Source organism: Acinetobacter sp. SCLZS86, assembly GCF_021560715.1.
GTDB lineage: Bacteria > Pseudomonadota > Gammaproteobacteria > Pseudomonadales > Moraxellaceae > Acinetobacter > Acinetobacter towneri_A.
On sequence record NZ_CP090864.1, the window covers coordinates 3,037,653 to 3,063,201 of the forward strand.

Genomic DNA, 25,549 nt, shown 5'->3' on the forward strand with positions numbered 1-25,549 from the left:
CGCAGCATATACTCAACGCAAGCCAAGAAAATTTTAAAGAAGAGGATATAACAATGACTGAGCAATGCCCTTATTGCAATTATGATGATTACGATGTTTTGGCAAAAAATGAATTTGGGGTGATTTTGCCTGAACCCAATGCCCTCTCTAAAGGACATTGCGTAATCATTCCGCTACGTCATGTGGGTTCTTTTTTTGACATTACAGACAAAGAACGTAAAAGTTTATTGTCTTTATTAGAATTGGCGCGCAATGAGTTGCAATTACGTCATCAGCCTGCGGGTTTCCATGTGGGTTTTAATGATGGCGATGTATTCGATGCCAAATCTGAGCATTTACACATCCACATTATTCCGCGTTATGAAGGTCAGACCTTAAAACTGGATAACCGTTGGGGCATGAGCGGTCAAATTTAAACCACGACTCGTTTTATCCCAAACCAAGTGAAACCAAACCTAAAGAAGAAGATGCACGCTCATCTTCTTTTTTATGCACGTAATTCCCACGCCAGTTTGGCTATACTAAGCCGCTACTTTACAAACTGGGTTCGCATGACTGCTTTTTCATTTTCCGATGCTCTCCTCACATGGTTCGATCAACACGGACGCCATGACCTGCCGTGGCAAGTCGCAGATGATCCTTATGCGGTGTGGGTGTCTGAAATAATGCTGCAACAAACTCAGGTCAAAACCGTATTGCAATATTTTGAGCGTTTTTTGCAGCGCTTTCCGACAGTGCAAGATTTAGGACGCGCAACTTGGGATGAAGTTGCACCATATTGGGCAGGTTTAGGCTATTACGCCCGCGCCCGTAACTTGCACAAAGCAGCAGCCATTGTGGCTCAACAAGGATATTTTCCAAACACACTAGAACAGTGGATGGCTTTGCCGGGCATTGGTCGCTCTACGGGCGGTGCCATGATGTCGCTGGGTTTACGCCAATACGGCGTGATTATGGATGGCAACGTCAAACGGGTGTTGGCACGTTTTTTTGCTATTGAAGACGATTTATCTAAACCTGTGCATGAACGTGCCATGTGGCAACTGGCAGAACAACTCTGCCCCGAAGTGCGTAATCACGACTATACACAAGCTATTATGGATTTGGGTGCCACCATTTGTACCCCCAAAAAACCACTGTGCTTATATTGCCCGATGCAACAACACTGCAAAGCACATCAACAAGGTTTAGAACAGGAATTGCCCTTTAAAAAACCGAAAAAAACTGTGCCTGTTAAAGCTGCACACGTCTTGGTGCTGCAATGTGCTGATCAATGGTTGTGGCAACAACGTTCTCATACAGGACTTTGGGGTGGACTCTGGTGTTTGCCTGTCATTGAAGATGCAAAAGCTTTTGAACAACTGTGTCAAAGCTTGAGCCTTAAACACGTAAAGCAACGTGCACAGATTTCGCATAGCTTTACCCATTTCACTTGGCAGCTTGAAGCTCTTTGTTTTCAGATCGATGCTGATTTAAAAGAACACTTGGCAATTGAACTGAATGGAGAATGGCATAGTCCAGAACACGCCAGCGATTTAGGCATTCCAACCGCCATGAAAAAATTGATCTCGGCAATCAATTTATGACATAGTCAAGCATCGTGATGAATGAAATTTTTGCTTTTCACTGCCATTACAAGGATGTCTTATGTTTCGATGGATTGCTGTTTTAAGCCTATCACTCTTCACTTTATTGATTGCGGCCTGTAGTTCTACACCGAAACGTCCCAGTACCCCACTCCCGCCTGCCTTGGTGCAAAAACTCAATCAAATGAGTTTAAAAACTCGCTTACCCATTCCAGTACAGGGCATTAAAGCGCATCAATTGAATGACACTTGGGGCGCATCTCGTAGTCGCGGACGTTTACATGAAGGCATCGACATCATTGCTCCGAAAGGCAGCAAAGTGTATAGCGCCACAGAAGGTTTAATTGCAGACTTACGCGATAATCGCTTAGGTGGTAAAGTAATTTGGATATTAGGGCCTGCAGGCACTTGGCATTATTATGCACACTTAGATGGACACAAACGCGGTTTAAACGTGGGCGATTATGTCAAGGCAGGAACGCATATTGGCTATGTCGGCAATACAGGCAACGCCCGACACACTGCCGCACATTTGCATTACGGACTTTATTTAAATGGTAAAGGACGCGGCGCGGTCAATCCTTATCCTTATTTACGTTAATTTTGTTAGGAACATTTCATGTCTGAAGCCTTGATAAATCGATTGGTGGAATTTGCAGAATCTGGCAATCAACAAAAAATTGTGTTGACAGGACAAGTCCACCAAGGCTGGGTCATGGAAATTACTGAAGATGCCCTGCTCATCAGCACAGGTTATTCAGATAAAGTCGGTAAAGACAACTGGATTTCCTTTCACGATCTGCAACAGGCAGAACTATATTACTGGGATAACCAACATGACCAATGGGCAGCTTTTCAGCTTTAAGTCCTTCCCATTTATATCTATTTAGCTATCTATTCAACAAGGAGCATGACCCATGACGATACAACGCTGTGGTTGGTGTTCCGATGATCCACTCTATATGGCCTATCATGATTTAGAGTGGGGACAAGCTGTATTTACCGAAGCGCATTTATTTGAAATGCTGTGTTTGGAAGGACAACAAGCAGGTTTGTCTTGGATTACTGTATTGAAAAAACGTGAAGCGTATCGTCAGCATTTTTTCCAATACAGCATTACTGAAATTGCCGCATTCAGTGATGACGATCTTACGCTCAAATTACAAGATGCTGGATTGATTCGACATCGAGGTAAATTACAAGCGATTCGTGACAACGCACGTGCATGGCAAAAACTAAAAGACACCGATATAAACGTCGTGACTTGGCTTTGGGATTTTGTCGCACAGCGACCTTTTAGGAATGATGTGCCTGACTATCGTCTTGCACCTGCACAAACCAACGCCAGTGTTGCCATGTCGAAAGCCCTAAAGAAAAATGGTTTTAAATTTGTAGGCCCGACCACCTGCTATGCTTTTATGCAAGCTGTAGGCATGGTCGATGATCATGAAAATCACTGTCACTTTAAAACAACATCTTAAAGCAACATCCAAGCTTTAGTATTCAAAACTGCTCAACCCATAATAGCAAGATCACCAATCAATACAGTCAGCCTTATGACAAGGACGGTGCAATATGAGTAATACCATTCGAGCCTATGCCGCAATGCAGGCAGGTGAAGCCCTGCAAGCCTATCAATTTGATGCGGGTGAACTGCAGGCGCATCAGGTAGAAGTCAAAGTCGAATATTGTGGCTTATGCCATTCCGATCTTTCAGTCATTCAAAATGACTGGCATTCCTCAGTATATCCTGTGGTGGCAGGACATGAAATTATTGGCACGATTACTCAATTGGGCAGTGAAGCCAAAGGCTTAACCGTGGGGCAACGTGTAGGCATTGGCTGGACTGCAGACAGTTGCCAACACTGCGATGCCTGTATTGCAGGCGAACAAGTGCTGTGCAGCAATGGCACCACCGCAACCATTGTGGGACATGCAGGTGGTTTTGCCGATAAAGTCCGTGCAGGTTGGCAGTGGGTCATTCCATTACCCGATGAGGTCGATCCTGTCAGTGCAGGGCCTTTGCTCTGTGGTGGAATTACCGTATTTGATCCGATCTTGAAACATCAAATTCAGGCAGTACATCATGTTGCGGTGATTGGTATTGGTGGCTTGGGGCATATCGCCATCAAATTATTAAAAGCATGGGGCTGTGAAATTACGGCGTTCAGTTCCAATCCAGACAAAACCGCAGAATTACTGGCTATGGGTGCATACCATGTAGTGAACAGCCGTGATGCTGCTGCCCTTAAAACCCAGCGTGGCAAGTTTGACCTGATTTTAAGTACGGTAAACGTAAGCTTGGACTGGAATGCTTATTTAAGTACGCTTGCACCACATGGCACTATTCACATGCTAGGTGTAGCGCTAGAACCCATGCAAATTAAGGCGGGTAGCTTAATTGGCGGTGCAAAATCGGTTACTGGTTCATCGACAGGTTCGCCTGCAGCGCTGCGTCAATTACTACAATTTGCCGCACGCAAACAGATTGCCCCACAGGTGGAAGTTTTTCCGATGTCACAAATCAATCAGGCAATTGAACATTTGCATCAGGGCAAGGCACGCTATCGGGTGGTGTTAAAGGCCGACTTTGACTGATTTTTAAGTTAAATCAGGATAGTCAAATATATTTATGTCTCTCTTTATTTAGGTAAAACCGCTCATCTAAAAACCTAGATAACATGAAGATACTCGGAAATGTCATCCACAACCTGCGTAGCATTAGACCATTATTGTTTTTGCGAAATAATGAAAGGGATACAAGCATTAAACAGGTTTTGTGGATGACAATGGTTTTGCCCACTTTTGCCGAAACAAAAGTGGGTCGAACCGAAGGTTAATCCAATTATTGGACGACAAGCCCACAGAACGCTGTCTTAATCATTTTACGATTACAATAAAAATTTTCCTGCAGCTCAAACTAAATCAGAGTTTTCTTAATTTGCTCACAGCGAATCCTGAATTGATAAGATTTATGTATAAAAAATGTTTTAGATATTCAGTCTGTTATAGAATAAACTGCGTAAGCAGCATATATTAAAAAGTTGAATCGATACCTGCTTCAACGCAGGTATCAAAATAGAAAAGTCTGTGAAAAAGTCTGCTAAGATGAATGCTGCTTTTTTAACTATAAAATGAATTTGAGAAAACCTATGAGTAAAGCCTTACCCATCGCTGTTGCTGTAATTTTAGGCGGTGCTGCACTTGTTCCTGTTTATTATGCCTCTCAAAACCCAGCAGTGGCGACCTCTAAAGCGTCGGCAAATGCTTCTGCGGTTGAAAAAATCAGCTACGCTTTGGGTTATGAAGTGGCACATCAAACCCCACCAGAGCTAGACATCAACAGCTTTGTAACAGGTGTGCGTGAAGGTCATGCGCGTAAACAACCTGCCTACACCGAAGAAGAATTACAAAAAGCTTATGAGCAATTTCAGCAAGAGTTGCAACAAAAACAAGCCACTCAAGCGCAAGCTGCACAAACAGCCAGTGATTCATTCTTAACTGAAAATGGCAAAAAAGCAGGCGTACAAACCACAGCTTCAGGTTTGCAATATCAAGTCGTTAAAGAAGGTACAGGTAAACAACCTACGGCAAGCTCTGTGGTCAAAGTGCACTACACGGGTAAACTGGTCGATGGCAAAGTATTTGACAGCTCAGTGCAACGTGGTGAGCCAATTGAATTCCCTCTGAATCAAGTCATTCCAGGCTGGACTGAAGGTTTACAGCTGATGAAAGAAGGTGGTAAAGCTACGTTGTATATTCCATCAAAACTGGGCTACGGCGAACAAGGTGTACCCGGCATGATTCCTGCCAACAGCACTTTAATTTTTGATGTTGAACTGATTGAAGTGAAATAACAACATCACCCTTTCAGGAGAGCTTGGCTCTCCTGTATGGTCTTAGGACGTAAAGAATGAAAAAACACCTTGCCCTTGTGTGTATTGCGCTACTCAGTAGCAGTGGTTTTGCCAAAACCGTAACTAATAAAAGTCCTGTTGCAGATCAGGTCGGTTATAGCTTTGGTTATTTAATGGGGCGCAGTAATGCGGAAACGCTAAAAGATATTGATTTAGAAGCCTTTATGACAGGCTTAAAAATGGCTACCCAAGACCAGCCTGCCAGTCTGAGCGATGAAGAAATGGCGCGGGTTTTAACCCAATTTAGAAAACAAGCCGAAGCCAAACAACTGATTGAACTAAAAAAAGTAGCCGATGCCAATGCAAAAATTGGGCAAGCCTTTTTAAGTAACAATGCAAAAAAGGCAGGGGTAAAAGTCACTAAGTCTGGCTTGCAATATCAAGTCTTACAAGCGGGTGCAGGTAAATCACCAAAAGCCACCTCGACTGTCAAAGTGCATTATGAAGGTCGCCTAATTGATGGTACGGTATTTGACAGCTCCATTGCTCGTGATCAGGCTGCTGAATTTCAGGTGAGTCAAGTCATTCAGGGCTGGACTGAAGGTTTACAGCTAATGAAAGTCGGTGCCAAATACCGCTTCTTCATTCCTGCTGCATTGGCCTACGGTCAAATTGGCTCAGGTGATGCCATTGAGCCAAACAGCACGCTTATTTTTGATGTGGAACTCTTAGAGATTTTAAAATAATCACCACTCACACTTTTGATCAAGCGCTGAGAGAAAAATACCGCAATTTAAATTGCGGTATTTTTTTACTTTGATGTTTGGGATGCATTCAACAGCGATTTCTGTATTTATGGTTTTAAATGACGTGGTCTAAAGCCTGTTGCCAATAAACCAATCGCATATGCCAGCACACCCACTACACATAGTGCAGTCACTTCAGCCACACGCATCCATTGTGATACATCCCCGTTATACCAAGTTAAGGCATACCACAACGCCGCAATCATCACCGCATTGGCAACGGAAAATTGCAGAATAAGTTTTTTCCAGTGCGCACCAAAACGGAAAATCTTGCGTTGATGCAAATAGAAATACAACATGCCTGCATTCACCAACGCTGAACCTGATGATGCCAATGCCAATGCCATGTGTTCAGCTTGCCAGTCAATCAGTTTAAAGAAGCCAATAAACACCACGTTTAAAATCGCATTGGCAGCCACAGCCATTAAACCCACACGTACTGGTGTTTTGGTGTCTTGCTGTGCATAAAAACCCGGTGCAAAGACTTTAATCAGCATGAATGAAATCACCCCTGCACTCATACATTGCAAGGCCAAAGCGGTCATTTGCGTATCTTTAAAACTAAACTGACCACGCTCAAACAAGGCTTGGATAATAGGCGTTGATAACATAAACAGTGCAATACTGGCAGGGACACCTACCAAAATAATCACCCGTGCAGCCCAGTCCATCATGCCGCGGAATTTATCCATATTTTGTTCTGCATGACGCGCAGACAGTGACGGTAAAATGACCGTCCCAATCGCTACACCAATTAAGCCCAGTGGCAGCTCTGTCATACGTTCCGCACTATACAACCACGACACCGAACCATCCTGCATAAAAGATGCCCAAATGGTGTTGAGTAGCAGGTTAATTTGCGTGACCGATACCCCAAATAAAGCAGGCAGCATCAGCTTCATAATCCGATCCACCCCTTCATGCTTGAAATCAACTTTAGGGGGAATCAGCAGCTTTTTACGCCATAGTTCTGGAATTTGAATCGCAAGTTGTAAAGCCCCCGCAATAATCACCGCCCAACCCAGTGCCATAATTGGCTCTGCCATGTACGGAGTAAGCCATAATGCACCTGCAATCATCGCCACATTCAGCAATACAGGTGCAAAGGCAGGCGTGGTAAATGAGCCATAGCTATTCAAAATACTGCTGGCAAATGCCGTCAGCGACATAAACAACAAATAAGGAATGGTCAGGCGGAACATATCTGTCGCCAAAGCAAATTTAGCAGGGTCGCTATGGAAACCCGGTGCGTAGATATACATCACCGCAGGCGCAGCCACCATGGCGGCAAAGGTAAGCCCTGTCATTACCGTCATTAGACAGCCAAAAACCCGACTAATTAAAATTTGTACTTCGGCATGGGTGCGGCTGGTTTTATATTCGGTCAATACAGGAATAAAAGCCTGCGAAAATGCCCCTTCGGCAAACAAGCGCCTGAAAAAGTTCGGAATGCGAAACGCCACCACAAAGGTATCGAAATCTTTACCTGCACCAAACACATTCAACAACACCACATCACGGACTAATCCTAGCACCCGTGACAGCATGGTCATTGCACTGACAATAAAGGTCGATCGCCAAAGCGCCATCGTTACCACCCAATTAAAAATTTAGTCGCTATTGTAATCAAAGCATCAACAAAGTTTTGTTATTGATTGATCAATTTTTCCTGTGATGTCGAAGCTTTAGCTTGAGATAACTGTTCACGAAAATACTGCCAGTCAAAATACGGCCCCGGATCAGTTTTACGTCCCGGTGCAATATCGGAATGTCCTGCAATATGCTGTTGAATACGTGGATACGCCTGTTGCAAGGCCTGCACCACTTGTACCAAACGTGCATACTGTACCTCTTCAAAAGGTAAATCGTCACTGCCTTCCAGCTCAATACCTATCGAATAGTCATTACATTCAGGCTGTGCCAAATAACTAGAACGCCCCGCATGCCACGCCCGATATGCAAAATTAACAAATTGCAGTACCTCGCCTGTTCTTAAAATCAGCAAATGTGCCGAAACCTGCATGCCCTGAATAGTCTGAAAATAAGGATGCTGCGACCAATCCAGCTGATTTTGAAAAAATTGCTCAATATAACCGCCACCAAATTGTGACGGCGGCAAACTAATATTGTGAATGACCAGCAATTGAATCTCTTGGTCAGTCGGACGTGCGTTGAAATTCGGAGATGGGACTTGTCTTGCCCCTTGTAATTGACCCTCAACCACCTGAAACGACGGCTCATGCTGCATAAGGCAACCCTCAAGCAATTAGAATAGAAAAATAGAAGTCTATTTCAGTTTAATGCCAAGCCATGACAATGAACATCATAAATTACACCCGAACATGGCTAAAAAACACATCCAGACGCAGAACAGTGTTAATATAACGCGCAATTTTCATGGGCAAGATCGACACGGAAAATCTTATGAGCATCTCTCCAGCTTTGCTTGAACAATCCATCCGAATCAATATTCAGCAAGCGCTGCAAGAAGATATTGGCGATGGTGATATTACCGCATTATTGACCCCTGAAGATGAGCAGGCCACTGCCACCATTATTAGCCGTGAAGATATGATTTTGGCAGGTCAACCGTGGGTAAATGCCCTGATTCAAGCATACGATGCCAATGTGCAAGTCACGTGGTTAAAAAATGATGGAGATCGAGTTGCTGCCAATGAAGCATTTTTGAAATTGGCAGGTTCTGCACGCAGCCTGTTAACCGTAGAGCGCCCTGCATTGAATTTTGTGCAAACCCTGTCTGCTGTTGCGACCAAAACTGCGGCCTATGTACAACAACTCGAAGGCTTAAACACCAAACTGTTAGATACCCGTAAAACCTTACCGGGTTTACGCATTGCACAAAAATATGCCGTGACTGTCGGTGGTGGACAAAACCATCGTTTAGGCTTGTTTGATGCCTTTTTGATTAAAGAAAATCACATTATGGCTGCAGGTGGCATTACTCAGGCGATTGCCAAAGCACATGCCATTGCCCCGGGCAAACCTGTAGAAGTTGAAGTGGAAACTTGGGATGAACTGAATCAAGCCCTTGAAGCCAATGCCGATATTGTAATGTTGGATAACTTTAGCCAGCAACAAATGATTGAGGCTGTTCAGCATGTAGCAGGTCGCTGCAAACTTGAAGCGTCAGGCAACATCACCATTGAAAATTTACGTGAAGTGGCCAGCACAGGGGTAGATTATATTTCGATGGGTGTTTTAACCAAAGACGTCAAAGCTGTGGATTTATCAATGCGTTTCAATGCTTAAACTTAGATAAGTTGAAATTCAGGAGGCAAACTTGCCTCCTTTTTTATGCCTGAATTTCTACTCAATCATCATCTTCGTTGTCGTTGTCGTTGTCGTTGTCGTTGTCGTTGTCGTTGTCGTTGTCGTTGTCGGAAGCTTGACCGAGTACACTACGATTGTCTTCATTTTCACGTTCTGAACGTGAATCACATGCGGTCAGTAGCAACATCATGGCAGACATCAAAATAATCAGTAATTTCATGGGCATCTTCCTGTTTTAAACATTTTTGATCATCTTAAAAGAATCCACGCATCGGTATTGTATAATTTTGATTCAGCCCTCCTGACATGATTCAAGCGCATCCATAAAAAAACGCATCCGAAGATGCGTTTAAATCAGTGGTACAATCTTAGAAAACTTGGCTTACCAACCCAAAGCCTGCTGCTGTTTTTTCACCAATTCCTGAATGCCTTTTTCTGCCATTTCTAACATGGCATTGCACTGCTCGCGAGTAAACGGCTTATCTTCAGCAGTCCCCTGAATTTCAATAAATTCACCTGCTTGGGTCATCACCACGTTTAAATCGGTCTGGCAATTGGAATCTTCTTCATAGCACAAATCCAATAACACTTGGTCTTGGTATATACCTACAGAAATTGCAGCCACTAAACCCTTTAATGGATCATGCTTAATTTTTTTCTTTTCTAGCAACACATTCATGGCATCAATCAACGCTACTGCTGCACCTGTAATGGCTGCCGTACGCGTACCACCATCGGCCTGAATCACATCGCAGTCAATAGTAATAGTGTTTTCGCCCAGTTTTTTCAAATCAACCATAGCACGTAAGCTACGACCAATTAAGCGCTGAATTTCCTGTGTACGCCCGCTTTGTTTACCACGTGCCGCTTCACGGTCACTACGGGTATGCGTTGAACGTGGCAACATGCCATATTCTGCAGTTACCCAACCTTGTCCCTGCCCTTTTAAAAAACGCGGTACAGAGTTATCAATACTTGCAGTACACAAAACTTTGGTATGACCAAACTCTACCAACACTGAACCTTCAGCATAGCGAGTATAGTTACGGGTAATTTTTACCTCACGTAATTGATCTAAAGCTCGTTGGTCAATACGCATAATGTGTCCTATTTTTGACTCAAATAAATTGCCCGCAAGTATAACAGATGCCACCGCGCAGGTCGCTTATCCAAAGCTTGTCGTGTTCTGTTTCGGTAAATTTTGCCTGTATTTTTATAAGGTAGCTTCATTCATCTTTTAGTATTATCCTGAAACACAGGTTTTTGTTAGACTGCGTGGCACTGGCAGAATCAGGAAATACAATGTCGATTCGGGAAGAACGAAAACAACAAAGTCGTCAGGCAATTTTTGATGCAGTGCTACACCTCAGCAGCGCAGGGCGTTCATTTAGTAGCATTAGCTTACGAGAAATTTCACGACAGATTGGACTCGTGCCCACCGCGTTTTATCGGCATTTTCAAGATATGGATGAATTGGGGCTAGATTTGGTCGATCAAGTTGCCTTGCACATTAAAGGGATTTTGTATCAATTGGGTCAAGCTTATTTGTACCAACCCAATGCACAGACCGAAACGGCACTGACCCTGTTTTTTAAATCGGTCGATCATCACCCACAACAATGGATTTTTTTAGTTTCCGAACGCTGGGGCGGTTCGACCATTTTACGCCAAGCGATTGCCCGTGAAATTGATTTTTTAATTGAAGACTTAGCCAATGAGTTACAACGGGTCGAAAGTGTACAACATTTTCAGCATACTGAAGACTTGCACATTCTGGCCAATATTTTAATTAATTTATTATTAAATTGGGCAATGAGCTGGATTGGTTTAGAACGCCAATTTGAAGCCGAAAAATTACCTGAACAACAGCAGCGTTTTATTCAACAAACCATTACCCAAGTACATTTATTATTTCGTGGCGTTTATCACTGGCAACGTCCACAGCCTGTTGCAGATTAAACATACAACAGGCTTTTAACCTGCATTAAAAAAACCGCAATGACATTGCAATCATTGCGGTTTGTAACGATGTGCTGCTGATTCAGCATTGCATCATCTTGTTATTGCATCTGCTTATTTCTTGGCTTTACGCTCTTGATCAACCAAGTAGTTGACTACTTGAATCACTTTGCCGTTATCGCCTTGCACAATGTATTTACCATTTACCACTACCGCAGGCACACCCGTCAATTGGTACTGACGCGCCAATTGTTTAGCTTGTGAAATTTTAGAGGTGATCGCAAACGAGTTAAACATACTGTTAAATTTCGCTTCAGGTACACCATATTTCACAAAGAATTTAGCCTGTGATTGCTGGTCAAAAATTTGCTGGCCTTTGTCATGAATGGCATGGAAAAGTGGCAAGTGAGTTTTCTTGCGCACACCCAAAGCTTCAGACACATAATAACCACGCGCATTCATTTCCCAAACAGGGTTCATAGCCGCAGGAGTACGCACAAAATTCACATCTTTAGGTAACTGGCGTAACCATGTTTGCATATATGGTTCTAAAGTAAAGCAGTGACCACAGCCATACCAAAAGAACTCACGCACTTCAATTTTACCCGGTACATCGACCTTACCTGGGTTAGCGACAACGCTATAATCTTTACCTGCTACAAAATTTGCAGCCATAGTGCTACCAGAAATAGCAAAGATGGCAGTTGCCAAACTACCTAAAAGGAATTTTTTCATTGCGTTTATAATCCTCTAAATCATTCTGTTTAGTGTATGGCAACACTATAAATCAATTATGCCGATTTCGTTTTCCTTCTGTGAACTTTTTTACAGCTTTTATCGCTTTTTTTAGAATTAACGCTACACTAGGATTTATATCTATTTTTCCAATCATCACGACCCAATTGAGGTGACACCCATGTCGCATTTGAATGTTGATCCACAAGAAATTGCCAAATTTGAAGCATTTGCTGCCATATGGTGGGATCAGCATTCCGAGTTCCGTCCCCTGCACATGATTAATCCACTGCGCTTAAACTGGATTGATGAACACGCAGGCGGCTTGGCAGGCAAAAAAGTACTGGATGTCGGCTGCGGTGGCGGTATTTTGGCTGAAAGCATGGCGCGTCGCGGTGCCAATGTGCTTGGAATCGATATGGGCGAAGCACCTTTAAATGTGGCACGCCTGCATGCAGAACAAGAAGGTGTACACAATATTGAATATCGCCAAATTCCTGTTGAGCAACTGGCTAATGAGCAAGCTGGTCAATACGACGTGGTGACCTGTATGGAAATGTTAGAGCACGTACCCGACCCTGCCTCAATTATTCAAGCCTGCCAAAAGCTGGTCAAGCCAGGTGGTCATGTATTCTTCTCCACCATTAACCGCAACCCTAAATCATACCTATTTGCCATTATTGGGGCAGAATACGTGCTGCGCATGCTGGCCAAAGGCACACACGATTATCATAAATTTATTAAACCATCTGAATTGGCGCATGACATCCGCCAAGCAGGCTTAAAACTAAAAGATATGACGGGCTTACACTACAACCCACTGACCAAGCGCTATTGGTTAGCACCAAATGTGGATGTGAACTACATGGTCTACACGGTCAATGAGGCAACGGAATGAAGGCGGTTTTATTTGACCTCGATGGCACCTTAATTGATACCGCTGCAGATTTTATTCGCATCATTCAAGACATGTGCCGCGATAAAGGCTGTGAGATTGTGGCAGCAGAAGCCATTCGCACACAGGTATCTGAAGGTGCACGGGCAATGGTCAAACTGGTCTATCCAGAACTTGAGGTAGATGACCCTGTATTTCTGGCCCATCGACAGCGTTTTTTAGATCTATACGGCGCAGATATTGCAGTCGAAACTGATCTGTTTGAAGGCATGTATCCCCTGCTTGAAGCGTTAGAACAGCGTCAAATTCCGTGGGGCATTGTGACCAATAAACCACGCTGGCTTAGCGAAGCCTTACTCAAAGCACTGAATTTAACTGAACGCTGTGCAGTTTTGGTCTGCCCTGAAGATGTTAGCCACACTAAACCAGACCCAGAACCTATGTATTTGGCGGCCAAACATATTGAAGTTGCCCCAGAAGATTGTATTTATGTAGGTGACCATCCACGTGATATAGATGCAGGTCGCAATGCCAATATGTATACGATTTTAGCCGCTTACGGTTATTTACCGTTACAACACAAAGATGACTTAACAGCATGGCAAGCAGATTGTATAGTAGATTCAGTCGCTGAATTACATACGGTTTTAGATAAATTGGTGCTGCAAGCCGCAACATCAGTAAACAGCCTGAATGCCAATGCCTGAGTTGGTTCTATTACACCTGTCAAAGTACGAATATCACCTTTAAAACATGACCAATAAAAAATCAATATAGGAGGGATGACCATGAAATATTCAGAATATCAACCTCGTCCCGATCTGTTCAAAGATCGTATTATCCTTATTACTGGTGCGGGTGATGGTATTGGACGAGCGGCTGCCCTCAGTTATGCACTACACGGAGCAACCGTGGTACTGCATGGTCGTACCCTCAATAAACTTGAAGTGATTTATGATGAAATTGAAAGTTTAGGTGCACCACAACCTGCTATTTTACCGCTGCAACTGTCTAGCGCTTCGCCACGTGACTATGAGTTGCTGGTCGATACTCTAGAGAAACAATTCGGACGTTTAGACGGTATTTTGCACAATGCGGGCATTTTAGGTGAACGCACCGAGCTGGCCAATTACCCTGCAGATGTTTGGGATGATGTCATGGCCGTGAATTTACGTGCGCCATTTGTCTTGACTCAGGAATTATTGCCGCTTTTGGCGAAATCACAACATGCTTCAGTGGTGTTTGCCAGTTCAGGTGTAGGTCGTGAATCACGTGAACGCTGGGGTGCTTATTCGGTATCTAAAATTGCAATTGAAGCAGTGAGTCAATTATTTGCCAAAGAGCAAGTGCATCCGAATATTCGCTACAACTGCATTAACCCGGGCGCGACCCGCACGGCCATGCGCGCCAAAGCCTATCCAAATGAAGATCCAAAAACTTTACCTACACCCGATGCCATCATGCCGGCCTATTTATATTTAATGGGCGATGACAGCTTGCACATGAATGGTCAAAGTATTGATGCACAGGATTAGTCCTGTCATTTGATTCTAAGAAAGGAAGCGCTTGCTTCCTTTTTTATGGACTTAACCTAGCATATTGCCAATTTTTGCACATTGATTTGCGGTAAAATGGCATCACACAAGCATTTTCAAGTTTTTATCCTGCCTATTTTTGGCAATGCAAAGCCTGATTGCCATGCTTCCACATTTCAATTCACCTCAACGATGCAGAGAGAAACATGACTGAATTAAACAACATCACCGTGACACCACTTGAAGATGGTATGGTGTCTTTATTTATTGATGGTCAGCCTATTTCTGAAAAATATGGCATGAAGTTTGAAGCCAGCATCGTAGATGACATTCAGGCACTCGACAACGGTCAGAAAATCAAACTGTTTGATCAGTTTGTGTTTTCACATACCGATCTTAATTTTGAACATGCTTACCACTATGTCACAGGCATTGAAAAATTGGACGATGCCTACAAAGTGGTTAAAAACTTTGTTTATCGTATTAAAATTGAAGGGCAACCTGAAATTGAACACGTGATTACCAAACAAGGTACACCAATGAGTACTGAAGATGTGCGCGAATTTATCAATGCACATATTCAAAAATCACTGACCGACTACACCGATTTAAACTACGCCTATTAAGCAAAAATCACGGCAACGGTGGAATGAATCGTTTTATTGGATTGATTTTATACAATTAAACGGTTTCACAAATTAACATAGATCACCTATGCTTGATGCATCTCCCCAACAAGCATTAGGTAAATTGTGATGACTGATATTCAACGTAAAACTGCCGTGATTCAAAGTATTGAAAGCTTACAATTAGGTCAGCATTTAATTGTGGCTTTGGATGATCGTGAAACAGCCGAAAGTATTGCCATCGCTGTGCAATCATTACAAGGCTTAACTGAACATTGGAACTAGAGCAGACCATAGCAGTACGCTGCTATGGTGATGCCTCATCCTTTCCTTAGCACAAGAAAAATCATCCTGCCCCTATTTTCTAAGCAATAGCTGCTAAATTTCGTATTTTGTCGCATAATAGAATCAATGCCACGCTGCATCCTGCAGATGCGTATTTAAAAAATTCATGTGCTTTCTTCACAGTTTCTCTGCATTTAATAGCTAAAGTATGAACTGTGAAATAGAGATAAAAGATGAGGGGTTTACATGAAAAAGATTTTGACAGTTCTGGCAATGTCTTTCAGTGCTTTACTAAGCAGCAATTTTGCAACTGCCGCTCCTCAATTTGATCGAGACTCTGCTGACCATCCTCGTAACCAAGCACACAATAAACGTGAATTTCGTGCCGATGCAGAAGAGCGCATGCAAGACAAACGCCGCATGCGTGAAGAACGTGGTGTGAAACGCTTACAGCAACATAAATGGCAAACGGGTTATGTCATGCCGCAGCATTATCGTGGCAATGGTTATAAAGTCGATTATCAGGAACATAACTTGCCCCGCCCTGAACGCAAACAGCAATGGTACAAAATTAACCAAGACTACATTTTGGTCGATGTCGAAAATCACCATATTTTACGTATCGCAGGTTTATAGATCTACTGTTACGCGTACACAAGCTCTAAATACATAGCCCAAAGACCTCTTTGGGCTTTTTTTATAGAGTGATGTCCCACACTCATCACATTGCTGTGAAATATCCCGCTCAGGCTCTCCTAGTTTTCTCCATAAAATTCACAATTCACCTCTATTTCCACCATCGTTTATCTTGAGTATTTGATTAATTTGGACACATCAACCCCATATTTAAAACTGAAGGTAAATCACATGAACAAATTACTCAGCATCTTAGCACTGTCTTTAAGCGCAATCATGGCAACATCGGCTATGGCAGCACCCGATCATCGTTATGATGATCGTCGTCATCAAGCAAGTGCAGCATACAAACATCAGGACAAGCATTGGGACAATCCACGTCATCCTACACAGTGGGAACAAAAGCGTTATGATCAAAAACGGGTAAATCCAAGTCGTGACTGGCGTGTAGGTCAAAACCTCCCACGTGCATATGACGCGAACCGCTACAAAGTCAGTGATCGTGAAGCACGTCGTTTACCGAACACAGGACGTTATCAGCAGTGGTATAAAATCAACGGTGACTATGTGCTGATTAATGAACGTACCCAGCGTATTATTCGTATCATTGGCTAAAACCGTTCAGCCTGAGCTGAAAAATAGCATTTCTCCACAACACCTGAAGCACCATTCAGGTGTTTTTTTATATTTAGACTTCCGCTATAGAATTTTTTGATTAGAATCAAAGACAGCACCATCGACCATTACAGCAGGCCAACGAATGACTCCGACTGAAAACCCGCACAGCACAACCTTACAATATGTGCATTGGTTTAGACATTCTGCGCCTTATATCAATGCCCACCGCAATAAAACCTTTGTCATTATGTTCGATGGCGAAGCAGTTTTGCATGAAAACTTTCAGCACATTATTCACGATATTGCCCTGCTGCACTCGCTTGGTATTCGTTTAATTTTGGTACATGGTGCTCGTCCACAAATTAATCAAAACTTAGAATCCAGCCAAATCGATACACCGTTTCATTTGCAACGTCGTGTCACCACCCGTGAATCTTTATCTTGTGTCATGAATGCTGTTGGTTCAATTCGCCTGCAAATTGAAGCTTTATTGTCGATGGGGTTAGCGAACTCCCCGATGTACGGCGCACGGATTGATGTGGTTTCGGGCAATTTTATTACCGCCAAACCGTATGGCATTCGTGATGGGGTCGATTATCAACTGACTGGCGAAGTCCGCACGGTAGATGCCGATGCTATTCAACGCCATTTAGAAAATCATAATATTGTGCTGCTCGGTCCGACAGGTTATTCCAGCACAGGTGAAGTATTTAACTTGTTAGCCGAAGAAGTGGCGACTAAAACTGCCATTCAATTAAAAGCCGACAAACTGATTTTCTTAGGCGCGCAGCACGGCTTACAAAATGCCGAAGGTCAATTGCAACGTGAAGTTCATCCTCAACATTTAAATCCCTATATTGAAGATGCTCAGCGACATCAGCCTGAATTGGCTTTGCATTTAAATGCAGCACAAGAAGCTTCACTCAACGGCGTTCATCGTGTGCATTTGATTTCTTATGCTTACGATGGGGCTTTACTCGAAGAACTGTTTACCCGCGATGGTTCAGGGACAATGGTGAGTGATGCACACTATGAAGAGGTGCGCATGGCCAATATTCAGGATGTGGGTGGTTTGATTCGTTTATTACGTCCTTTAGAAGAAGAAGGTGTATTGGTATATCGCTCACGTGAACGTCTGGAAAATGAAATTGGCCAATTTGCAGTGATTGAACGTGACGGCATGATTCTCGCCTGTGCCGCTCTGTATCCTATTCCAACCACAGGTCATGAACTCAAGTCGGCTGAAATTGCCTGTGTTGCGGTACATCCTGCTTATCGTAAATCGAACCGTGGTCGCCAAATTTTGGATTATTTAGAAGATAAAGCCAAAGCCATGGGCTTTCAGCAATTATTTATTTTAACCACCCGCACCGCACACTGGTTTTTAGAACAGGGTTTTGCACCTGCCAGTGTCGATGATTTACCCGATGCACGTCAGGCTTTATATAACTATCAACGCAACTCAATTGTGTGTAAAAAACGGCTCTAAGTGAGGTTTTTTGACAGGTTAAATAATACAGCACAACCAAAACCCAAAGATGTTTCACGTGGAACATGCTGCCGATTAAATCAGGTCATCACACCTATACCTGTCAGCACGACGGTGTAGGGATGATCAAAATTGGCAACATCCACACCACTGTTTAGTTTTTTTAAATAAAATTGATGCAAGGCAGGAAGAAACTTTACTTTTATCATTTATATAAAAAATTCAAAAAACTTATTCATTCAGTCAGGAAATACAAAAGCAAGATACTCCCCCTCTGTAACTATGCTTTTAACGGATTGAATAGCTAAACTACAGAATAAACTAAAAATATTTTACAAATACATCTTTAAAAGATGCACAAGCCTGATGATTTGCCGTACAATAAATAATTCCCTTTTTTCATTGTTTTAAAATTACGAATGGAACAAAAAAAGAGTACACAAAAACGCCATCAGCTTCTCAATGCCGCGCTCGACGTATTTTCTTTATACGGATTTAGTGGCGCGAGTTTGGACGAAATCGCACAAATTGCAGAGATGCATAAGTCGAATATTTTCTATTATTATGAAAACAAAGAAGCGCTCTATGTTGAAGTGCTGACCACAGTACTGCAAAAATGGCTAGCACCTTTGCAAATGCTCGAAGCTGAACTCGAGCCTGATGAAGCAATCACCAATTATCTGCTGCAAAAAATTGAGGTTTCACGTACTCAACCCAAAGCATCACGTCTATTTGCATTAGAAGTGATTCAAGGTGCACCACATATTCACGAAATTTTAAAAGGTCCTCTGAAAAAACTGGTCAAACGCAAAGCCAAAGTCATTACCATGTGGCAAGAGCAAGGCAAACTCTCTAAGCAGATTGATCCTGAATTGCTTATTTTGAATATTTGGGCGATTACTCAAAACTATGCCGACTTTGCAACGCAAATGGAAATGGTGACAGGTAAAACCCTGCGCAACCGCAGCATGTTGCAACGTGTCTTGCAACATACGGTTCACATGATGCTCTACGGTATTATGCCGCGTCAGGACGAAATCAATGCTACAGAAGCAACTGTTGTCACGGCTGAACCAGCACAGGAAGCGCAAGAATAATCGCGCCAACCTGAACAAATATCCGAATTTAGCTCACGACCCTAGTTTTTACTCGGGTCGTGGCGTTTTGGGCAACTGTATTACTTAACACTTTGATACAAAGATAATAGTTTTTGTGCGCCTAGCAACAAGTTTTCTTCCCAATCTAAATGCGCTGTATCATTGGCACCATCGGTAATATATTTGACCGACAACATGCGCACGCCTAGTTTTTTACAGACTTTGGCAATCGCATAGCCTTCCATATCGACCAACTGACACGGTACTTTAGGTGTACCCGTTTCAAAACTATCGCCTGTACCGCAAATTCCACTTGGTAAATGCTCAAAATAGCGTTCCAGATGAATTTCTGCAGGATGCTCCTGATCCATAGGCGTCACCCCCACCTGAAAACCCAACGGTGAAACATCCATATCCCGCTGCACAAACTGACTCACCTCCACCAAAGCATGTGCATCAAAATGGGAGCTGCCCGCAGTGCCTAAATTCAATAAAGTTTTACAGCCTGTCTTTTGAATCACTTCAAAGGCTTTAAATGCAGCATTCACTTTACCAATGCCGCTGTAATGCACCTGAATCCCTGCTTGCTCAAACAAGCCTTTAGACTCACTGGGCAATGCCATAATTAAAGCAAAATCAGAATTCATAGCCATCTACTCGTGCAGTTCATTAAAACTGCCCCATTAGAAAAGAAATTTGAAGGCGGTGCAAACCCCATTGCGATTTACAGATTAAATTGTCGGATTTTGCCTGATTTTTCGATAATTTTTCAGGTTAAAAACACAACAACAAGACGAAAGCGCGAGAATATGGCAATATATAGCTCTTACAAATTTTCAACCTTCATTCGACCATGCAGCTGCTCCGCCTGAATGCTTTATCTTCTACCACCGACTTAGCTCAAACTGCCGTGACCATTGGTAATTTTGATGGTGTGCATGTCGGTCATCAGGCGATGATTCAACAACTCAAAGCAGTGGCTGCGGCACAACAACTAAAAACCGTGGTGATGCTATTTGAACCACAACCACTGGAATTTTTTAAAGGTTATGATGCCCCGCCACGTATCAGTTCTTTGCGGGAAAAAGTTGAATATCTGACCGAATTGGGCATCGACTATATTGCCGTGGCCAAGTTTGACAATCATTTCCGTAGTTTAAGTGCTGAAGCCTTTGCAAAACTTTTAAAAAATACCCTGAATGCCACACATTTAGTTTTGGGTGATGATTTTCATTTTGGCAAAAACCGCCAAGGCAATAGCGAGTTTTTGCGCAACTATGGCTTTCAGGTCACCAATTTAAACACCATTGAACTAAATGGTGAGCGTGTTAGCTCAACCCGTATTCGCCAAACTTTACAAGCAGGTGACTTGGCACTCGCTGCCCAATTGCTCGGACGTCCTTATAGTATTACGGGGCGCGTACAATATGGCGATCAAATTGGTCGTACCCTAGATTTTCCCACCATTAACGTACGCTTAAACCGTCATAAACCTTGTTTGAACGGTATTTATGGTGTTGAAGTGGTCTGTGAAACCACCGCTTTAAGTGAAAAAGTCAAACATGATCATCCCGATAAAACAGGTGTTGTAGGCTACAGCCCAAACAGTTTATTTGGTGCAGGGCATGTAGGTACGCGCCCAGCCATCCAACAATTACAGCCCGAATGGCGATTAGAAGTACATTTCCCCAATGTTTCTGCTAATCTGTATGGCTTGTTAATGCGGGTCACGTTTTTAAACTATTTACATGGCGAAAAAAACTACCCTTCGCTTGAAGCACTTAAGGCAGGAATTGATGATGATGTTGAAAAACTTCTTGAGTTTCGACAAGATCATCCAAATTTCCCTTTTTAATTTACCCTAAATATTTAATGTAAAACGCGTCAGTCCATGGGCTGATTCAACTGGAAGACAACTTGCATGAGCGATAAGCAAACTCCTGAAAATGCAGTGGATTATAAAGCCACGCTAAACCTCCCAGGTACTGAATTTGCAATGAAAGCAAATCTCGCAGTACGTGAAGCGAAATGGTTAGAAGAGTGGTATGCCGACAACATTTATCAGCAGATTCGTGCATCGCGTATTGGCAAGAAAAAATATGTGCTTCACGATGGCCCTCCGTATGCGAATGGTCAAATTCACTTGGGTCACGCGGTCAATAAAGTCCTAAAAGACATCATCATTAAAAGCCGTGTCATGGATGGCTATGATGCACCCTATGTTCCAGGTTGGGATTGTCACGGTTTACCAATTGAACTTAAAGTAGAAGAAAAAGTGGGTAAGGTGGGAGTTAAAGTCGATGCTTCGGCTTTTCGTAAAGCCTGCCGCGAATATGCTTACACCCAAGTCGAATTACAGAAAAAAGACTTCGTACGGATGGGCGTATTTGGTGATTGGGACAACCCTTACCTCACCATGAACTTCAAGCAAGAAGCCGATATCGTGCGTTCATTGGGTGCAATTGCCAAAGCAGGTCATATTGAACCAGGTCTTAAACCAGTCAACTGGTGTTTGGACTGTGGTTCTGCATTGGCAGAAGCCGAAGTTGAATATGAAGATAAAAAATCCGATGCGATTGATGTCGGTTTTGCTGTGGTCGATTTAGCCGATTTATCTGCACGTTTGGGTGTGCAAATGAATGATGCTACTGACATTGTGATTTGGACGACCACACCGTGGACTTTGCCTGCTAACCAAGCCGTTGCATTGCATGCCGAAATTGAATACCAATTGGTGAAAGCACGTGCTGATGACAAAGCACCACAAAACTTTATTTTGGCCAAAGAGTTGGTACAGTCAGCGACTGAACGCTATAGTTTTAGCAGCTATGAAGTGCTAGCTGATTTTACAGGTGACAAACTCGAAAACCTGATCTTACAACATCCACTGATTCAAGCACGCCAAGTGCCTGTAATTTTAGGTGAACACGTGACCGCAACGAGTGGTACAGGTGCTGTACATACTGCACCTGGACACGGTGTGGACGACTATAAAGTTGGCTTACAGTACAACCTAAAAGTTGACAATCCTGTCGGTGGCAATGGCGTTTATTTACCGACTGCACCAATCTTTGCAGGCGAACACATCTACAAAGCCAATCCACAAATTATTGCGACTTTGGCAGAAAACAATAAGCTTTGGGCACATCACCCAATCAAACACAGCTATCCACACTGCTGGCGCCATAAAACTCCAATTATTTTCCGTGCGACACCACAATGGTTTATCAGCATGGATAACCAAGGTTTACGTCAAGGTGCACTCAATGCGATTGAAAATGAGATCAGCTTTGTACCTGATTGGGGTAAAAACCGTATCCAAGCGATGATTGAAGGACGCCCAGATTGGTGTATTTCTCGTCAACGCACTTGGGGTGTACCAATTCCATTCTTCGTGCATAAAGACAGCAATGAATTGCACCCACGTACACCTGAATTGATTGAAGAAGTTGCAAAACTAATCGAACAAGAAGGGATTGATGGTTGGTATAACCGTGAAGCTAAAGACTTCATTGGCGATGATGCCGAGCACTACAATGCAGTACGCGATACCTTAGACGTTTGGTTCGACTCAGGTACGACGCACTACGCGGTTCTACGTGAACGTGAAGAGCTGCAAGACCCAGCCGATTTGTATCTTGAAGGTTCAGACCAACACCGTGGTTGGTTCCAATCTTCATTACTCACCTCGATTGCAATCAATGAACGGGCACCATATAAAGGCTTGTTAACACACGGCTTTGTGGTCGACGAAAAAGGTCGCAAAATGTCGAAATCGTTGGGTAACATCATTACCCCACAAGACATTATTAAAGACATGGGTGCAGACGGTTTACGCTTCTGGATTGCATCGGCGGATTACCGCTATGAAATGACCGCAGGTAAGGAAATCTTTAGCCGTGCCTCTGACGGGTATCGTCGTATCCGTAACACCTTGCGTTTCTTGTTGGCCAACCTAAATGGCTTCAAACCCTCTACAGACGCACTGCCTGTAGATCAGTTGATTGCACTAGATCAATACATCCTGCAACGTGCCGCAGAAGTACAGAAAACCATTCAGCAAGCCTATAAAGATATGAACTTTCATATCGTGACTAGTGCGCTGACCAACTTCTGTATTAATGATTTGGGTGGCTTCTACCTCGACATCATCAAAGACCGTCAGTACACCACCAAAGCCGACTCTCAAGCACGTCATTCTGCACAAACCGCTTTGTATCACTTGGTTCAAGCTTTCGTTCGTTGGATGGCACCAATCTTAAGCTTTACGGCACAAGAAGCATGGCCGCTCATCCCTGAGCAATCAGAAAAATACGTGTTCACTGCAGAGTGGTATGAGATTCCAGTGGCTTCTGAAGCCAATATCCTAGCAGAAGCGGAATGGCAAACCCTGATTGCTGTTAAATCTGCTGTCAATAAATTCATTGAAGCTGCGCGTACCGCCAAAACTGTCGGTTCCAACCTGTCTGCCAAAGTTGAACTTTGGGCCAATGACGAACTCAAAGCCGTATTGGATAAACTAGGCGATGAGCTACGTTTTGTCCTGATTACTTCACAAGTGATTGTAAATGACTTTGATGCTGCACAAGGTGAAGCTTCAGATTTAGATGGTTTGAACGTGAAAGTTTCTGCAGCCGATGGTGAAAAATGCGTACGTTGCTGGCATGTACTTCCTGATGTGAATACACATTCTGCACATCCAGGTTTGTGCTCACGTTGTATTATCAATCTACCAACAGGTCAAGGCGAAGAGAGAAAATATGCCTAATCCACAACACAAAAAGGGCTTATTCCAGTTCTATCTACATAATTTATGGTGGATGGGCTTGTCTATTGTTGCGATTATTCTCGATCAATGGACCAAATGGATTGCAGTATCTCATCTGAATTACGCAGATCCTGTGCCTGTATTGCCCTTTTTGAATTGGACTTTACTTCATAACTATGGCGCTGCCTTTAGTTTCTTGTCCGATGCAGGTGGATGGCAACGTTATTTCTTTACCTCACTGGCAGGTTTAGTGTCTGTAATTTTTGTATTTTGGCTAATGCGTATGCCAAAAAATGTTATTGTACTGCCTTTGGCAATTGCCTTGATTTTAGGTGGTGCGATTGGGAATTTAATTGATCGGGTCAGTCTTGGCTACGTGGTCGATTTTATTCACGTGTACTATAACAACAGCCACTTCCCTGCCTTTAATATTGCAGACAGTGCCATCACGCTTGGCACCATTCTGCTGTTAATTGATACGTTTTTCCTAGAAAAACACCGAATTGAACGAGCGCAGGCGCAACATGACTGAAATTATTAATCCAAATGATGAAACTCGTATTGAAGATGGCTCAAAAGTCGAGTTGCACTTTTCTGTCGCCATTGAAAATGGTGTAGAAATTGACAACACCCGTAGCCGCGATGAACCTGTAAGTTTGGTTATGGGTGATGGCAGCCTGTTACCTGGTTTTGAAAAGTCATTATTTGGTTTGCGTGCAGGTGACCGCCGCACCGTGAGTCTTCCACCTGAAGATGCATTTGGTCCATGGAACCCTGAAAACATACAAACTTTTGATACGGTTAAATTTGAGCAACGTCCAGTTGAAGGACACATGATTGAGTTTGAAGATAAAGCCAAACAAAGCCTGTATGGCGTGGTGAAATCTGTCAATGATGATGTGACCGAAGTAGACTTTAACCACCCTTTAGCGGGTAAAAATATTACCTTTGAAGTGGAAATCTTTAGAGTCACCCCAGCAGGACAACAAGGCATTAAATTGATGTAAACAATTTGTATACTTGCTGAATCTTGCTGCTGTCCAAATCCCCCAAGTACAAGAAAATGAACTCGGGGGATTTTTTATTGAAAAATATAATTATTAAATATAATCAACCACTTAAAATTAAATAAATCCAGTTTGTTGATCTATATTTTACCGATATATCGTTGTACGCTTTAGCTTACATGCACTGCAGAAAATTGACGCTAGGCAAAGTTAAGCTTTCATTTTATATTTAACACATACAGGAACAGGATGTTTCTAAAAGCAAGAATAACAATAATAAATAATATAACGGCAGGACGCTGAAAGGTATAACAGGAGTAATACCTAAACATAAATCTGAAAAAGCCCCGACATGATGT

The 25,549-nt window shown here is 43.0% G+C and carries 29 protein-coding genes; 23 read left to right on the top strand and 6 right to left on the bottom strand.

Annotated features, from left to right (window positions below; genetic code table 11):
* The first annotated feature begins 53 nt into the window (after nt 1-53).
* From LZP46_RS14555 to LZP46_RS14590, 8 genes are all read left to right on the top strand, one after another.
* Entirely contained in the window at nt 54-416 is a 363-nt protein-coding gene (locus tag LZP46_RS14555; RefSeq protein WP_236094250.1) for an HIT family protein, read from the top strand.
* Nucleotides 417-551: 135 nt separating this feature from the next.
* Entirely contained in the window at nt 552-1,586 is a 1,035-nt protein-coding gene (gene mutY, locus LZP46_RS14560) for an A/G-specific adenine glycosylase (protein WP_236094251.1), read from the top strand.
* Nucleotides 1,587-1,647: 61 nt separating this feature from the next.
* Complete coding sequence (locus LZP46_RS14565) at nt 1,648-2,187, top strand: M23 family metallopeptidase (RefSeq protein WP_236094252.1); 540 nt, start codon at nt 1,648-1,650, stop codon at nt 2,185-2,187.
* 18 nt (nt 2,188-2,205) lie between these two features.
* Nucleotides 2,206-2,451, top strand: coding sequence for a hypothetical protein (locus tag LZP46_RS14570; RefSeq protein WP_236094253.1), 246 nt, complete (start codon nt 2,206-2,208; stop codon nt 2,449-2,451).
* 52 nt (nt 2,452-2,503) lie between these two features.
* Nucleotides 2,504-3,067, top strand: coding sequence for a DNA-3-methyladenine glycosylase I (locus LZP46_RS14575; RefSeq protein ID WP_236094254.1), 564 nt, complete (start codon nt 2,504-2,506; stop codon nt 3,065-3,067).
* A 94-nt stretch (nt 3,068-3,161) separates the two neighbouring features.
* Nucleotides 3,162-4,184 carry an NADPH-dependent aldehyde reductase Ahr gene (gene ahr, locus LZP46_RS14580; RefSeq protein ID WP_019838049.1) on the top strand — a complete coding sequence of 341 codons (1,023 nt, stop codon included), beginning with the start codon at nt 3,162-3,164 and terminating at the stop codon, nt 4,182-4,184.
* Nucleotides 4,185-4,738: 554 nt separating this feature from the next.
* Nucleotides 4,739-5,443: an FKBP-type peptidyl-prolyl cis-trans isomerase gene (locus tag LZP46_RS14585; protein WP_236094255.1), complete on the top strand. Its 705-nt coding sequence runs from the start codon at nt 4,739-4,741 to the stop codon at nt 5,441-5,443.
* A 56-nt stretch (nt 5,444-5,499) separates the two neighbouring features.
* Nucleotides 5,500-6,189 carry an FKBP-type peptidyl-prolyl cis-trans isomerase gene (locus LZP46_RS14590; protein WP_168417642.1) on the top strand — a complete coding sequence of 230 codons (690 nt, stop codon included), beginning with the start codon at nt 5,500-5,502 and terminating at the stop codon, nt 6,187-6,189.
* 107 nt (nt 6,190-6,296) lie between these two features.
* Here the strand turns inward: LZP46_RS14590 and murJ are convergent, their stop codons facing one another.
* Both murJ and ampD read right to left on the bottom strand, forming a co-directional pair.
* Nucleotides 6,297-7,847, bottom strand: coding sequence for a murein biosynthesis integral membrane protein MurJ (murJ, locus tag LZP46_RS14595; RefSeq protein ID WP_236094256.1), 1,551 nt, complete (start codon nt 7,845-7,847; stop codon nt 6,297-6,299).
* Nucleotides 7,848-7,897: 50 nt separating this feature from the next.
* A complete protein-coding gene (ampD, locus tag LZP46_RS14600) occupies nt 7,898-8,497 on the bottom strand; it encodes a 1,6-anhydro-N-acetylmuramyl-L-alanine amidase AmpD (protein WP_236094257.1) in 600 nt (199 codons plus the stop codon).
* Between the two features lie 176 nt (nt 8,498-8,673).
* Here ampD and nadC point away from each other — a divergent pair, with 176 nt between their 5' ends.
* Complete coding sequence (gene nadC, locus LZP46_RS14605; protein WP_236094258.1) at nt 8,674-9,519, top strand: carboxylating nicotinate-nucleotide diphosphorylase; 846 nt, start codon at nt 8,674-8,676, stop codon at nt 9,517-9,519.
* 61 nt (nt 9,520-9,580) lie between these two features.
* Here the strand turns inward: nadC and LZP46_RS14610 are convergent, their stop codons facing one another.
* On the bottom strand, nt 9,581-9,760 hold the full coding sequence (locus LZP46_RS14610) for a hypothetical protein (protein WP_236094259.1): 180 nt from the start codon (nt 9,758-9,760) through the stop codon (nt 9,581-9,583).
* 162 nt (nt 9,761-9,922) lie between these two features.
* Nucleotides 9,923-10,639, bottom strand: a complete 717-nt coding sequence (gene rph, locus LZP46_RS14615; protein ID WP_019837013.1) for a ribonuclease PH — start codon at nt 10,637-10,639, stop codon at nt 9,923-9,925.
* Between the two features lie 203 nt (nt 10,640-10,842).
* Between rph and LZP46_RS14620 the strand changes: the two genes are divergently transcribed.
* A complete protein-coding gene (locus tag LZP46_RS14620; protein WP_236094260.1) occupies nt 10,843-11,499 on the top strand; it encodes a TetR family transcriptional regulator in 657 nt (218 codons plus the stop codon).
* A 114-nt stretch (nt 11,500-11,613) separates the two neighbouring features.
* Here the strand turns inward: LZP46_RS14620 and LZP46_RS14625 are convergent, their stop codons facing one another.
* Nucleotides 11,614-12,234: a thiol:disulfide interchange protein DsbA/DsbL gene (locus LZP46_RS14625; RefSeq protein ID WP_004974070.1), complete on the bottom strand. Its 621-nt coding sequence runs from the start codon at nt 12,232-12,234 to the stop codon at nt 11,614-11,616.
* Between the two features lie 181 nt (nt 12,235-12,415).
* On the opposite strand from LZP46_RS14625, the gene ubiG reads away from it, so the two are divergent.
* The 9 genes from ubiG (at nt 12,416) to LZP46_RS14670 (ending at nt 19,415) form a co-directional block, all read left to right on the top strand.
* Nucleotides 12,416-13,132 (top strand): bifunctional 2-polyprenyl-6-hydroxyphenol methylase/3-demethylubiquinol 3-O-methyltransferase UbiG, encoded by a 717-nt coding sequence (ubiG, locus tag LZP46_RS14630; protein WP_236094261.1) that lies wholly within the window; start codon nt 12,416-12,418, stop codon nt 13,130-13,132.
* The gene (locus LZP46_RS14635; RefSeq protein WP_236094262.1) at nt 13,129-13,836 is read left to right on the top strand and encodes an HAD family hydrolase; all 708 of its coding nucleotides are present in this window, start codon (nt 13,129-13,131) and stop codon (nt 13,834-13,836) included. The genes ubiG and LZP46_RS14635 overlap by 4 nt, the downstream gene beginning before the upstream one ends.
* A gap of 81 nt (nt 13,837-13,917) precedes the next feature.
* The gene (locus LZP46_RS14640; protein WP_236094263.1) at nt 13,918-14,664 is read left to right on the top strand and encodes a YciK family oxidoreductase; all 747 of its coding nucleotides are present in this window, start codon (nt 13,918-13,920) and stop codon (nt 14,662-14,664) included.
* A gap of 206 nt (nt 14,665-14,870) precedes the next feature.
* A complete protein-coding gene (locus LZP46_RS14645; protein ID WP_026438096.1) occupies nt 14,871-15,290 on the top strand; it encodes a hypothetical protein in 420 nt (139 codons plus the stop codon).
* Nucleotides 15,291-15,419: 129 nt separating this feature from the next.
* Nucleotides 15,420-15,575 (top strand): hypothetical protein, encoded by a 156-nt coding sequence (locus LZP46_RS14650; protein ID WP_167562410.1) that lies wholly within the window; start codon nt 15,420-15,422, stop codon nt 15,573-15,575.
* A 246-nt stretch (nt 15,576-15,821) separates the two neighbouring features.
* On the top strand, nt 15,822-16,211 hold the full coding sequence (locus LZP46_RS14655; protein WP_180005848.1) for an RcnB family protein: 390 nt from the start codon (nt 15,822-15,824) through the stop codon (nt 16,209-16,211).
* A gap of 231 nt (nt 16,212-16,442) precedes the next feature.
* On the top strand, nt 16,443-16,826 hold the full coding sequence (locus LZP46_RS14660) for an RcnB family protein (RefSeq protein ID WP_236094264.1): 384 nt from the start codon (nt 16,443-16,445) through the stop codon (nt 16,824-16,826).
* Nucleotides 16,827-16,971: 145 nt separating this feature from the next.
* Nucleotides 16,972-18,318: an amino-acid N-acetyltransferase gene (argA, locus tag LZP46_RS14665; RefSeq protein WP_236094265.1), complete on the top strand. Its 1,347-nt coding sequence runs from the start codon at nt 16,972-16,974 to the stop codon at nt 18,316-18,318.
* Between the two features lie 419 nt (nt 18,319-18,737).
* Complete coding sequence (locus LZP46_RS14670) at nt 18,738-19,415, top strand: TetR family transcriptional regulator C-terminal domain-containing protein (protein WP_236094266.1); 678 nt, start codon at nt 18,738-18,740, stop codon at nt 19,413-19,415.
* Nucleotides 19,416-19,495: 80 nt separating this feature from the next.
* Here LZP46_RS14670 and LZP46_RS14675 read toward each other — a convergent pair whose 3' ends face one another.
* Nucleotides 19,496-20,062 (bottom strand): phosphorylase family protein, encoded by a 567-nt coding sequence (locus LZP46_RS14675; protein WP_236095230.1) that lies wholly within the window; start codon nt 20,060-20,062, stop codon nt 19,496-19,498.
* Nucleotides 20,063-20,268: 206 nt separating this feature from the next.
* On the opposite strand from LZP46_RS14675, the gene ribF reads away from it, so the two are divergent.
* The 4 genes from ribF (at nt 20,269) to LZP46_RS14695 (ending at nt 25,190) form a co-directional block, all read left to right on the top strand.
* The gene (gene ribF / locus LZP46_RS14680) at nt 20,269-21,270 is read left to right on the top strand and encodes a riboflavin biosynthesis protein RibF (RefSeq protein ID WP_236094267.1); all 1,002 of its coding nucleotides are present in this window, start codon (nt 20,269-20,271) and stop codon (nt 21,268-21,270) included.
* Nucleotides 21,271-21,336: 66 nt separating this feature from the next.
* The gene (gene ileS, locus LZP46_RS14685; RefSeq protein ID WP_236094268.1) at nt 21,337-24,183 is read left to right on the top strand and encodes an isoleucine--tRNA ligase; all 2,847 of its coding nucleotides are present in this window, start codon (nt 21,337-21,339) and stop codon (nt 24,181-24,183) included.
* Nucleotides 24,176-24,715, top strand: coding sequence for a signal peptidase II (gene lspA / locus LZP46_RS14690; protein WP_236094269.1), 540 nt, complete (start codon nt 24,176-24,178; stop codon nt 24,713-24,715). Before ileS ends, lspA begins: the two co-directional genes overlap by 8 nt.
* Nucleotides 24,708-25,190, top strand: a complete 483-nt coding sequence (locus tag LZP46_RS14695) for an FKBP-type peptidyl-prolyl cis-trans isomerase (RefSeq protein WP_236094270.1) — start codon at nt 24,708-24,710, stop codon at nt 25,188-25,190. The genes lspA and LZP46_RS14695 overlap by 8 nt, the downstream gene beginning before the upstream one ends.
* Nucleotides 25,191-25,549 lie beyond the last annotated feature (359 nt).